This is a genomic window from Weissella oryzae SG25, from assembly GCF_000691805.2.
Taxonomy (GTDB): Bacteria; Bacillota; Bacilli; order Lactobacillales; family Lactobacillaceae; genus Weissella; species Weissella oryzae.
The window spans coordinates 163,547-175,541 of the sequence record NZ_DF820484.1 but is presented as its reverse complement, the minus strand read 5'-3'; the positions used below and the strand labels follow the sequence as shown (position 1 = coordinate 175,541).

Here is an 11,995-nt window from a genome sequence, read left to right as displayed (position 1 = left end):
AAAGTGATACAATGCTATTGGTAATACAAGTAGTATATTGGGGGATTTATAAAATGAACGTATTGATACGTTTTTTCAAAAAAACAACAGTCTTCGCACTAATGATGATAGGCGCATTTATACTTACATCACTTAATGCAAATTTTGCTGGTATTAATGCAGATTCGCTTGTTAATAATCAAGCTGCATATAATAACATAGCTGCAAAATACAAAATTGGTGACGTCGTTCAAATAAGCAGTAATGCTGAAAGTGAAACGAATGGCTATTCATTAGTAAATCATCGTAATTGGATTGGTACTATTGTTTCAGTGTCACCTGAGAATCAAGCTAGTAGTTCTGCTTGGGAATATGATATTGAATATCCCGATGGCGAACACAATGTACATGTTGCAGAGCAGGATATAGCTACTATCCCAGCTAAATGTAAAATTGGCGATGTCGTTCAAATAAATAGTAATGCTGAAAGTGAAACGAATGGCTATTCATTAGTAAATCATCGCAATTGGGTTGGTACTGTTGTCTCAGCATCCCCAAAGGCTCACGCAAGCTCTGCTTGGGAATATGATATTGAATACCCTGATGGCGAACACAATGAGTATGTTGCAGAGCAGGATATAGTTACTATTCCGGCCAAATATAAAATTGGCGATGTCGTTCAAATAAATAGTAATGCTGAAAGTGAAACGAATGGTTATTTGTTAGTAAATCACCGTAATTGGGTTGGTACCATTGTTTCAGCATCCCCAAAGGCTCATGCTAATTCTGCTTGGGAATACGACGTTAAATACCTTGATGGAGAACACAATGAGCATGTTGCTGAACAAGATATGTCATACGCCGTTAAATATAACCATCCAGATGCAACGGATGCAAATACTTACTTCTATGGATATTGCACTTACTATGCTAAACAACAAGCTCCCTATATAGGTAATGGTTGGGGTAATGCAAACCAGTGGGCTGATACAGCGCGTAGACATGGGTATACTGTAAACAATATTCCAGCAGAGAATATTGTTGTTGTGTTTGCTGGAGGTCAAGCTGGAGCAGATCCAACATTTGGTTGCGTTGCCATTGTTCGAAAAATTGAAGGTAATAGGATATTAATACAAGAAATGGATGGAACAGCGGGCTTCGGTAAAACAGATTACCGCTGGGTAGATAATGCCAATGATTACGAATATATTCATTAAAGTAGTATGAATTGAATGATAAGCTAGATGTCCCTACCAATTTGTTATTAATGCTCTTTACTTTAAAGCTCAAGGAGCATTTACACATTTTGATTGCCTTTTATCATTAAATAAATTGATTTATTTCTTTATGATTATATTGATTTTCTGGCGCTACGTAATAGAGTACATTTATTTAAAAAATGTTCGGCCTCTTCTCGGTGTTTTATTGAGTTTGGGCCTTTTTATATGCGAAATCAGCTTGTAGTAAAGAAAAGACCAACAGTAGAAGCTATGCTTAAAATTTATTAGACGACATATTAAAAAGAGCCAGCCCTTGGGCTGGCTCTTTATTTTTTAATCATGGTGCAATTTACTATGACGACTACCATAAACAAAGTAGATAACCAGACCAAGTACGAACCAGACGGCGGTGTACAACTTAGCAGGAGTATCTAGTAAGTAAAAGACCCAAAGTGAGCCTAGGAAGCCAAGCGCAGGTAGGACCGGATAGAAAGGCATCTTATAACTTGCTTCTGGTAAATCTTTACCTTCACGGCGTCTTAGCGCAAACATTCCCAAAGAAACGAAGGCGAAGGCAACCAAAGTACCAGCTGAGATTAATTTTGCCAAGAAGACAAAGGGGAAGAAAGCGCCGATAACAACGGCAACGATTGTAAGGACAAGGAGTCCATTGCTTGGTAAATGCTTATTATCAAGCTTACCTAGCGCCTTTGGCAACATACCATCACGACCAAACGAGTAGAGTAAACGTGAACCAGCTAGTTCCATACCTAGTAAGGCGACAAACATACCGGCATCGGCGACCACAGATACAACTTGTGACAAAAGGACAAAGCCGGCCTTGCTCAAGGCCCATGAAACAGGAGCAGCATTGTTGGCATAGTCACTATAAGGGTGCATACCAACAAGGACCAAGGTAACAGCAGAAAATAGGACAACCGCAATTAATAGTGAACCTAAGATACCACGCGGCATCGTTTTACGAGCATCCGCAGCTTCAGCCGCATTGGCAGCGATTGAATCAAAGCCGATATAGGCCAAGAAGATTGTGGAAACACCACTTAAGATACCAGCAAGTCCACCGAAGCCAGTCTTAGGATTGTGAGCCGGCACAAAGGGTACATAGTTATGTGGCTTGATAACAAGGGCACCAACGATAACGAAAGCGACGATTGCTAATACTTTTAGGACAACCAATACCTGGCTAACGCGACCGGCATCAGAAGCGCCACGCCAGACGATTAAGGCTGAGATGATGATAACAAGAAATGAGGTCAAATCAACCACACCGCCATTAGTACCAAAGGGGCTGGCCAGTGCGGCGGGAAGTTTAAGGCCTAAAGTTCCCATCAATTGTTGGAAGGTAGCTGAAAAACCAGAACCAACAAAGGCAACGGCAATGAAGTATTCGGCTAGGAGTGCCCAACCAGCAATCCAGCCGAAACCTTCACCGAAGAGGACTGAAATCCAAGAATAAGCCGAACCAGCAACGGGCATCACTGTTGACATTTCAGCGTAAGCGAAGGCAACCATACCGGCAATGACGGCGGCAATCAAAAAAGAAAATACGACGGCGGGTCCAGCGTAGCTAGCAGCAACCACACCAGGAAGGGTAAAAATGGAGGTTGAGATGATTGTTCCAACCCCTAAGGCTAGGAAGTCGCGGGTTTTCAAGACTTTGGCTAGTTTTTCATCTTTACGACTATAATCATTAAAATTAACATTACGAGTAAATTGCATATTGTGCTCCTTTGGTTTGAGAGTTACCAACCAATTGCGTCAGCATCGTTTGGTAGGGTGAGTTGATTCTTAGCTTTGGCCTCAAAAACGGCTTCAATTCGTTGAAAGGCGGTTTCAAGTTGAGTTTCTGAAATAACTAGTGGTGGTTGAAAACGCAGGATATTACCCCGGAGCGAAATCATGATGACGCCGGCTTTGAAAAGATGATAAATAATTTCGGTTGTTGCGTCGACATCGGCTTGACCATCTTGATCCACAATATCGATTCCACCATTAAGGCCAAACATCCGGACGGCACCCACAAAGGAGAACTTTTGTTGCATCCGGGTAAAAAATGTACTGGCCATTTGACCAAGCTTGGCGGAACGTTCCACTAAGTGTTCTGCTTCAATTACGTCCAATGTCGCATGTGCTGCAGCAGCACAAACGGGATTGCCGGAGGTTGTAAATAGATGCGCTGGTGCATCAAGGCTATCAAGGATTTCTTTGCGGCCGATCAAAGCTGAAATTGGCATACCTGAAGCGAGGGATTTACCAATACTCATTAAATCAGGAGCAATCTGATAATGATCAATTGACCACATCTTACCAGAGCGACCAAAACCTTGATTAATTTCATCAACGGCGAAAACGATGTTGTGTGCACGTGTAAATTGATAAAGTTTATCCATATAAGCGTGTGGGGTAGCGACCAAGCCACCATCACCTTGAATTGGTTCGATAAGAATCCCAGCAACTTCTTCAACCGGGAGCCAGTTTTCAAAGGGGAGCATGAACATTTGCCACATACGGTCAACAAAGGCCGCTTCACTTTCACCGGCTAATTTAAGATGTGGGTCGGGGAAGGGCATCTTGATGATGTCTGGTAGGAGTGGACCAATTTTACGCGCCATATTTAAGCTGACGCCCGATAGGCTGATTGCACCGTAAGTTGAGCCGTGATACGCACCAGTGAAAGAAATAATATAATGGCGCCCCGTATAGGCCCGTGAATATTTAATCATGGCGTCGTTAGCATCAGAACCGGAAGTACCAAAGGCAACTTTCTTAGGGAAGTCACCAGGTGCTAACGCGGCTAAACGATTGAGCAGGCTAGCCGTAACTTCATTAGCATAGTAAGCAGGGGTGAAATGGATTAACTTGGCGGCTTGCTGCTGGATGGCCTGAACAACTTTGGGGTGGGCATGCCCAGTATTTGCTGAAGATGCACTAGCTAGCAAGTCAATATATTCATGACCCTCTACATCTACCAGGATTGCACCTTGACCATGGTCGAGGACCATATCAAAATACTTAATCCGTGAACTTGTGGGTAGGCAGTCTGCTTCGGCTGCAAGGACTTGGTTATTACTCTGCATAATAAGCTCCTTTCGTGATAATGGGGATAAAAAAAGCTAACACCATGGTTGATGTTAGCTTTCAAGAATAAACACGTTAATTAAAAAAGTGGTTTAAACTTGGCTAACAAAAACAAAATAGTTTATGATTAGCCACGTCTAAAAGCCAATCATTATTATTGAAGTACAGTAATGACAATAATAATAATTGGGAGGACGACGTCCATAACTTGAGTCTTAGTATAATTAACACTTGCTGTTGTAAACATAAATACGTCCTCCTTTGCTTTGATGTTTAACATATTACGCTCATTTTTTAATAATACAAGCTTTTTTCTAATCTTTTTCTAATTTAAGCTTGATAAGGCTGATTTACAAAGATTTTCGTTTTGATGTATTGTTAATTGGCTAATAAAGCCTTTTATAAAAGGCTGTCGTTTGAATTGACGCTTAGATATTTTTACAAAAAAACAGGTAAAATGCTCGAATAAAGCTTCAATCAATTAGATTTAGCTTAGATTAAAATGGATTTTATGATAAAATACAAGATATGCAATTTCATTTAACTTCTTATAATAATTATTGATGGAGTTTTCGCAAGAATTTGGAGCTTAGTAAAGTTTGCTTCTAACAGTAACGCAGATCGAATGGAGAGATTATGGGAAAACAGAGTTTTTTTGCACAGTTTTGGGTCAAGGAAAATCCACAGACTTATGCTGATAAAGATGGTAAGTTAAAGCCAGTTTTGGGTACTAAAGAGATGATTGCCATGGGGATTGGAACGGTTGTTGGTGCTGGAATCTTTACCATGCCGGGAATTGTGGCCGCAGAATATGCTGGGCCAGCGGTGGTCCTATCCTTTGTAGTCGCAGCCTTGATAGCTGGTCTATCAGCCTTGGCTTACTCAGAATTTGCGTCGGCGATGCCTTTTGCCGGTTCGGTTTATACTTGGGCGAACGTAATTTTTGGTGAATTTACTGGTTGGATGGTTGGTTGGGCAATTTTGGCTGAATATGTCGTGGCCTTAGCCTTAGTGTCTTCGTCATGGTCAGCCTACTTCCAAGGCTTTGTTGGTAGTTTAGGCTTTAAAGTACCAACAATCATCGGCGCCTCTTTTAATCTTTCAACGGGAAGTTGGTTTGATTTATTTGGTGCTTTGGCCTTAATTGGGGTAGGATATTTGGTTGCCCGTGGTATGAAGGGTGTAGCAATTATTGAAAATTGGTTGGTAATTGGTAAAGTTGCCGTTATCTTGATTTTCGTGGCGGTTGGTTTGACAGCTGTACACGTCCAAAACTGGCAACCATTTATTCCAGCACATCGGCCAGGTACTAATTTTGGTGGTTGGCACGGAATTATGATGGGTGCTTCACAGGTATTCTTTGCCTACCTTGGTTTTGATATGTTGGCTGCTAATTCGGCCGAAGTTAAAGATGCTCAAAAGACGATGCCAAAGGCTATTATTGGAACGTTGGTAATTGCAACCTTACTCTTTATCGCTGTTGCCAGTGTTTTGACTGGAATGTTCCATTATTCTAAATATGCTGGTAATGCTGAACCAGCTGCTTGGGCTTTGCGTCAGGCTGGTCATGTCTTTACGGCCAACTTGTTGTCGCTAGTGGCCTTGGTGGGTATGTTTGCTGGCTTAATTGGTTTGATGGTCGGTGGTTCACGTTTAGTTTATTCATTTGGGCGTGATAGCATGTTGCCAAAGACCTTTGGTAAGTTAGATAAAAATAAGTTACCAACGAATGCTGTTTGGCTATTGACCATTGTTGGAGTAGTATTGGGGGCAATCTTCCCAGTAGCAGTCTTAGCTAATCTGGTTTCAGCTGGAACTTTGATTGCTTTCGTAGTTGCTTCAGTTGGGGTGATTTTCTTACGGCAGCGTAAGGATATTGACCATTCTGGTTATAAGTTGCCATTTTACCCAGTGTTGCCAATTTTGGCCGCCTTATCATCATTAGCTTTGTTAATCTCACTAAATGCAGATGCACAAATCTTAATGATTGGCTGGTTAATTTTGGGAGCTGCCTTCTATCTATTCTATAGTCGGCGCCATTCAATTAATTATCATAAGAAATAAGAAAAGTAAAATAACGGTTACCGTCGAAAGTTTAGACGGTAACCGTTATTTTAATCTTTTGTAGTGTTGTAGTTAAACACCAAATTTGCCACCAAAACAACTTGTTTCAAGTACTTTTTTGGGCTAAGCTAAGTTAGCAGTAGCAAATTTTTAAGAACAGAGGAGCAAGATGATGGAAGTGCTTGTTTTGACAACTGGAGGGACAATTGCTTCAATCCAGACTGAGCGTGGCTTGGCGCCTAGTATGGCGGACGAAGTATTGATTTCTTATTTTGAGCGCCGTCCGGGTGTTAATCTTTCAATCGAATCGGTGATGAGTAAAGATTCCACTAATATGCAGCCTGAAGACTGGGTTGAAATTGCAAAACACGTTATGCGGAATCGTGAGCGTTATGATGCTTTTATTGTGACACACGGGACCGATACGATGGCCTATACGGCAGCAGCCTTATCTTACCTCTTGTATGGTATTGATAAGCCAGTTGTTTTAACTGGCTCACAGGTACCCTTGGGTGTATCTGAAACAGATGCCGTTAGAAATTTGCATGATGCACTAACTTTTGCAAGCCAGACGACCTTACGAGGCGTTTTTGTGGTCTTTAATGGTTTGGCAATGATGGGGACGCGGGCAGTTAAGACCAAGACTCGCAGTTATAATGCTTTTGAGAGCATTAACTTTCCTTACATTGCTAGTATTTCAGATGGCATGATGGTGCCCCTATATGAGCCGCAGGTTGAAAATAAGGGCATTACTAAGCATGTATCATTGAATCCAAATGTCTTCGTTTTAAAGGCATATCCAGGCCTGGATACGCATATTTTTGATTATCTAATCGAACGTCAGTTTGAAGGTGTCATTATTGAAAGTTTTGGTAATGGTGGCTTACCATTTGAACGGCGTAATCTAATTCCAAGCATTGAAAAGTTGACCAAAGCGGGTATCCCAGTGATTATTACCACGCAGATTTTAGAAGAGGGCCAGGATATTTACCGCTATGAAGTTGGTCAGCGTGTTGTTGAAGCTGGTGGAATTACGGCGGGTGACATGAATACAGAGGCTATTATTGCTAAATTGATGTGGGTACTGGCTGTAACTAACGACCGTGAGACAATCTTACAATTTATGCAAACGACAATTGCACATGATTTGGATTTTGTATAATGCAAATCATGTGACTGAAATTACGCGTTACAGTTGTATCAGATAGGAGGCTAGCTAATGGCAGATTTAAAGTATGAAATTCTAGAAAAATTTGGCGTTTTATCAACTAGTAAATCAGGGTGGAATTTGGAGTTAAACTTTGTCCAGTGGGGAGAGGCGAAACCTAAATTTGATTTGCGTAGTTGGTCGGCTGATCACAGTAAAATGGGTAAGGGGCTGACATTGACGCATGATGATTTAGTTAATTTGAATAAGTTGACTGAACAGATACTGGCTTTTGAACAAGGCGGTCAAGGACAGGTTAATTCAGGAACTAATCCACCAGTTGAAACTTCTCAAAGTCCTGAGGTTGATGACGATAACGAATTTGGCGTGTTGCGCCGGTTGTAAATAATATCCAGAGAAGCAGCGATAGTTTTATCGCTGCTTTTATGCTTCTTTGCATAAAAGGTTGGGTAGTTGGCTTTTTCTTTGGTATGCTCAAGGTGATTTATGGGGTGGGAGGGCAGCCAAGATGCAGGTTTTACTACTAAATTTCAATTTGAAGCATGTCGCTGATTTTGACTTAATCGAGCAGGTGCGTAGCTATGAATTTGATGTCATAATTGTTTTCATCAGATGTATTGATTTTACTTTAGAAGGATTACAGATATTCTCACAAGTTTATGAACAACTAGATTATTCACAAATTGGCTTGATTAATTACGGTTCGGATTTAATCATTCAATTACTGAGTAAGCAGCACTTAGACCGACAATGGGAGCGGGAGTTTGTAGGACAAGATAATTTTGAAAGGGTCGGTCGTTACTTGCGAGTGCTTCAACTGCCAAGCTTAAGTTTGGCTTTTGCTGAAATTGGGGCACGCCGTTTGTCGATTGCACATGATGGTCAAGTTGTTCTGGACTATCTGCATAGTCAGCTTAATTTAACGTTATTATTTGTCCCTATGAAGAGTAAACCTTTCTTTTCTAACATGGGCTGGCATGCTTGTTCTTTAAAAGAAATTACCAAAGTGACCCAAATTAGCGGACTAACAAATTACCAACTACTGGCAAAATATAACTTAGATGTTCGAATTTATAACTATGACAAGTCAGACGTCAGATTAATGTACTGATAGATTTATCGTACAAAATGTATAATGCAAATCCCGTTACGTTTAGTGATTTTAAAAGTCGACTTGGCATTCTTAGTACGGGACTGTATAATAGTAAGTAATCTAGGAAAGGGGGTGATACATTTTGGTAGATTTAAGTAATCAACAAAGTGTATCGCCCTTGTAAGGAAACAAGGGCGATACATCTTGTATAGCTTGGTGGCCAACCACCAAACAGAGATTTTTATTCTGATTTCAGGTAAAAATCGTGAAAAGGACTTGGTTTTTACCAAGTCCTTTTTGCTTATTTTGCTTAAGATTTAGCCTGGTTGGATCAGTTTTAAGGTTTAATCAACCTTGTCTGATTACTTTTATAGTAGAATATGGGTAGTTATAATAAGTCAAATAAAGAAGGGCCTAGCTTATGTCTGGAAATACAATTAAGTTATTAGTAGTCGAGGACGATTATGCCTTGAACGATACGATTAAGGAAACCATCCTTGATTTAGGTGAGGTAACGCAAGTTCATGATGGCGATGAAGGAATGTTTGAAATTGAATCAGGTATTTATGATGCAATAATTTTAGATGTGATGTTACCTGGCCGTGATGGTCTATCAATTTTGAAAAGTGCCAAGGAACAATATCCTAATCTACCAATTTTAATGTTGACAGCTAAAGGTGAACTAGCAGATAAAATGGCTGGTTTTAATCTAGGTGCTGATGAATATATTACAAAACCTTTCTATAAAGAAGAGCTGTTGGCACGTTTGAAGACCCTCTTGCGCCATACTGGCGTTTTGGGTCAAGACGGTGCACTAGAGGTTGGTAATGTAGCAGTCTATGTTGACCAACACAAGGTATTGGTCAACGAAGAGGAAATTAATCTGCAAGGTCGTGAATTTGGTCTACTTGTCTATTTGATGCAACACGTTGGGCAAATTGTAACCAAAGACCAAATTTTTGATCGTTTGTGGGGCTTTGATTCAGATACAAGTTTGACTGTGGTCGAGGTTTACATGAGTAATTTAAGAAAAAATCTCCGTAATGCTGATGCAAAGATCAATATTAAGACTTTGCGTAATGTTGGCTATACTTTAAATGAAGTCACGGAAGATTAAACTTATGAACCGCAAAAAAAAGCAGTCGCAAAAAGTGGGTGATGAATCAAGTGGAGACTTAATTCCTAAAATGAAGTTACCCAAGCGACTTCAAAAAATTCGTAACGCTTTACCACAACAAGTTAAGATGACAATCTTAACAATTTTAGGTTTTGCTTTCGTTTTTGGCTTAGTGGGAATTTTTGTTTTAAGTCAGTTTCAAGAAGTTCTATATGGACGCGCTCGTAATCAAGTATTGGCACCCTTTCAGACAGATGTTTCTGGACAAGGTACTTATAATAATACGTTAGATTATACGGCGACCATGAAATCTAAAATTGACTTACCGCATGAAAACACCATTTATATGCAAAAAATTGAAGGGCGCTGGTTTATGTTCTATCGTCAAAAAGACGTTGTGTCTTTCGTAGATATTACAGTTGAACACCAGACCGTTGAAGTTTACCAGACCCGCTTAATTTGGATTTTTTCATTGGCAGCGGTGGCCTTGCTCGTCATATCATTGACCTTGTCACGAGCTAATATGCGCCCTATTATGCGGTCCTGGCGTCAACAACGGACCTTTGTGGCTGATGCAGCTCATGAATTTAAAACGCCCATGACAGTAATCCAAAACAATATGGAACGGATGTTGGAACGCCCTAACGATACGGTTATGGACCAAGTTGAAAGTGTTGCCAATACATTAACAGAAGTTCGCCATTTAAATCAGTTAGTTGGTGACTTGTTGACTCTAGCACAGGCCGATGCTGATATTCCACTATTCGCCTTTGCAGACTTTGATTTAGCTAAGATGATGACTGAGGTGTGTGGGATTTTTCGCTTTAGTGCAGAAGAGCGCAACCAGTCAATCAGTTTGTCGGTACCAGAGCAGTTAAAAATGGTTGGCGATGAGCAACGGATTCGGCAGCTTTTGGTAATCCTAATTGACAATGCTTTAAAATATGCTGGTGAAGATTCACAGGTGAAACTACAAGCCGAGTTGGCTGGTAATAATGTAAGAATTCTTATTAGTGATACCGGAAAAGGTGTTTCAGATTTTGATAAAAAGCATCTCTTTGATCGCTTTTATCGTGTCGATAAGGCGCGTTCACGGTCAACTGGTGGTCATGGATTGGGCCTCTCAATTGCTAAATGGGTAGTGCAGGGACATCGTGGGGTAATCAATGTTAAAGATACCAAACCACATGGCACAACCTTTGAAATTGTATTACCACGTAGTCAAAAGAAAGTTAATCCCCAAAAGTAGGTACGTTTCCTAATGGGAAATCAATCTGATGATTTATAAAAACCGTCTGGATAAGGCAACTTTAAAGCTAATCATAATTGGCTTTAAGGTTATCTATAATTCAACGGTTTTTTTGTCGTTTCAAAGGTCTTGAAAGAATAAACTAGTTGATTAAGAAGTTTTGTGAAGCTAGCTGGCACTAGCTTAATAGATTGTGGAACAATGTTTGTGAAACATTGAATTGCCATTGCTTTTGCGGTATGCTTAATCTAATTGTAGATTAATGTGGAGAAATAAGATGACCCCAGAAGAATTTGCGGCGGCATTACGCACACATCAAGTAGAACTAAGTGCCAAGCAAATGGCCCAATATGAACAGTACTATCAAGAATTAGTGACTGTAAATGAGCATATGAATTTAACGGCAATTACCGCTAAAGATGAGGTTTATTTGAAGCATTTCTATGATTCATTGACCTTGGCTTGGGCCTATCCAGCCTTGCAAACTGAGCCTTTAAAGATGATTGATGTAGGTGCAGGGGCAGGCTTTCCATCGTTACCATTAAAAATTGCTTTTCCACAGTTGGAAATCACGATTATCGATGCTTTAAACAAGCGAGTTAATTTTTTGAAGGATTTGGTTACAAAACTTGGCTTATCAAACGTGACAATTGAGCATGCCCGGGCTGAAGAATTTGGCGCTAAAACTGCACCAGCAAGAGAGCAGTATGACTTGGCGACGGCCCGTGCCCTAGCCCGCCTAAATGTTTTGGGCGAGCTAACTTTACCTTTTGTTAAGGTTGGTGGGGTTTTGTTAGCTATGAAGGGGAGTCAAGCAGGTGATGAGTTAGCTCAAGCCAAACAGGCAATCACAACCCTAGGGGGCAAAATTGGCGAGCAAGTTGACCTTAACTTGCCAAATGGTGATCCACGGTCAGTTATTATTATAAACAAACTTAAAAAAACACCAATGAAATATCCACGTAAGCCGGGAGATCCCGTGCGGAAACCATTATAGGAGGTAAAC

At 40.5% G+C, this 11,995-nt stretch carries 10 protein-coding genes; 8 read left to right on the top strand and 2 right to left on the bottom strand.

What is annotated here, in order from left to right; genetic code table 11:
• Positions 1-53 precede the first annotated feature (53 nt).
• Positions 54-1,196 carry a CHAP domain-containing protein gene (locus TT13_RS00945; RefSeq protein WP_027698233.1) on the top strand — a complete coding sequence of 381 codons (1,143 nt, stop codon included), beginning with the start codon at positions 54-56 and terminating at the stop codon, positions 1,194-1,196.
• Positions 1,197-1,532: 336 nt separating this feature from the next.
• Here TT13_RS00945 and TT13_RS00940 read toward each other — a convergent pair whose 3' ends face one another.
• Both TT13_RS00940 and TT13_RS00935 read right to left on the bottom strand, forming a co-directional pair.
• Positions 1,533-2,939, bottom strand: a complete 1,407-nt coding sequence (locus TT13_RS00940; RefSeq protein WP_027698232.1) for an APC family permease — start codon at positions 2,937-2,939, stop codon at positions 1,533-1,535.
• 23 nt (positions 2,940-2,962) lie between these two features.
• A complete protein-coding gene (locus TT13_RS00935) occupies positions 2,963-4,297 on the bottom strand; it encodes an aspartate aminotransferase family protein (protein ID WP_027698231.1) in 1,335 nt (444 codons plus the stop codon).
• A gap of 637 nt (positions 4,298-4,934) precedes the next feature.
• On the opposite strand from TT13_RS00935, the gene TT13_RS00930 reads away from it, so the two are divergent.
• The 7 genes from TT13_RS00930 (at position 4,935) to rsmG (ending at position 11,986) form a co-directional block, all read left to right on the top strand.
• Positions 4,935-6,362: an APC family permease gene (locus tag TT13_RS00930; protein ID WP_027698230.1), complete on the top strand. Its 1,428-nt coding sequence runs from the start codon at positions 4,935-4,937 to the stop codon at positions 6,360-6,362.
• Positions 6,363-6,531: 169 nt separating this feature from the next.
• Entirely contained in the window at positions 6,532-7,524 is a 993-nt protein-coding gene (locus TT13_RS00925) for an asparaginase (RefSeq protein WP_027698229.1), read from the top strand.
• Between the two features lie 57 nt (positions 7,525-7,581).
• Complete coding sequence (locus tag TT13_RS00920; RefSeq protein ID WP_027698228.1) at positions 7,582-7,914, top strand: YdbC family protein; 333 nt, start codon at positions 7,582-7,584, stop codon at positions 7,912-7,914.
• 124 nt (positions 7,915-8,038) lie between these two features.
• Positions 8,039-8,641, top strand: a complete 603-nt coding sequence (locus tag TT13_RS00915; protein ID WP_027698227.1) for a hypothetical protein — start codon at positions 8,039-8,041, stop codon at positions 8,639-8,641.
• Between the two features lie 403 nt (positions 8,642-9,044).
• Positions 9,045-9,740, top strand: a complete 696-nt coding sequence (locus TT13_RS00910) for a response regulator transcription factor (protein WP_027698226.1) — start codon at positions 9,045-9,047, stop codon at positions 9,738-9,740.
• Positions 9,741-9,744: 4 nt separating this feature from the next.
• Complete coding sequence (locus TT13_RS00905) at positions 9,745-10,989, top strand: sensor histidine kinase (RefSeq protein WP_242868502.1); 1,245 nt, start codon at positions 9,745-9,747, stop codon at positions 10,987-10,989.
• 277 nt (positions 10,990-11,266) lie between these two features.
• A complete protein-coding gene (gene rsmG, locus TT13_RS00900; RefSeq protein WP_027698224.1) occupies positions 11,267-11,986 on the top strand; it encodes a 16S rRNA (guanine(527)-N(7))-methyltransferase RsmG in 720 nt (239 codons plus the stop codon).
• Positions 11,987-11,995: the final 9 nt, after the last annotated feature.

Bases quoted from the DNA above. Each gene is read 5' to 3' on its own strand.
- TT13_RS00945 (WP_027698233.1), top strand. From the start codon at position 54: ATGAACGTATTGATACGTTTTTTCAAAAAAACAACAGTCTTCGCACTA.
- TT13_RS00940 (WP_027698232.1), bottom strand. From the start codon at position 2,939: ATGCAATTTACTCGTAATGTTAATTTTAATGATTATAGTCGTAAAGAT.
- TT13_RS00935 (WP_027698231.1), bottom strand. From the start codon at position 4,297: ATGCAGAGTAATAACCAAGTCCTTGCAGCCGAAGCAGACTGCCTACCC.
- TT13_RS00930 (WP_027698230.1), top strand. From the start codon at position 4,935: ATGGGAAAACAGAGTTTTTTTGCACAGTTTTGGGTCAAGGAAAATCCA.
- TT13_RS00925 (WP_027698229.1), top strand. From the start codon at position 6,532: ATGATGGAAGTGCTTGTTTTGACAACTGGAGGGACAATTGCTTCAATC.
- TT13_RS00920 (WP_027698228.1), top strand. From the start codon at position 7,582: ATGGCAGATTTAAAGTATGAAATTCTAGAAAAATTTGGCGTTTTATCA.
- TT13_RS00915 (WP_027698227.1), top strand. From the start codon at position 8,039: ATGCAGGTTTTACTACTAAATTTCAATTTGAAGCATGTCGCTGATTTT.
- TT13_RS00910 (WP_027698226.1), top strand. From the start codon at position 9,045: ATGTCTGGAAATACAATTAAGTTATTAGTAGTCGAGGACGATTATGCC.
- TT13_RS00905 (WP_242868502.1), top strand. From the start codon at position 9,745: ATGAACCGCAAAAAAAAGCAGTCGCAAAAAGTGGGTGATGAATCAAGT.
- rsmG (WP_027698224.1), top strand. From the start codon at position 11,267: ATGACCCCAGAAGAATTTGCGGCGGCATTACGCACACATCAAGTAGAA.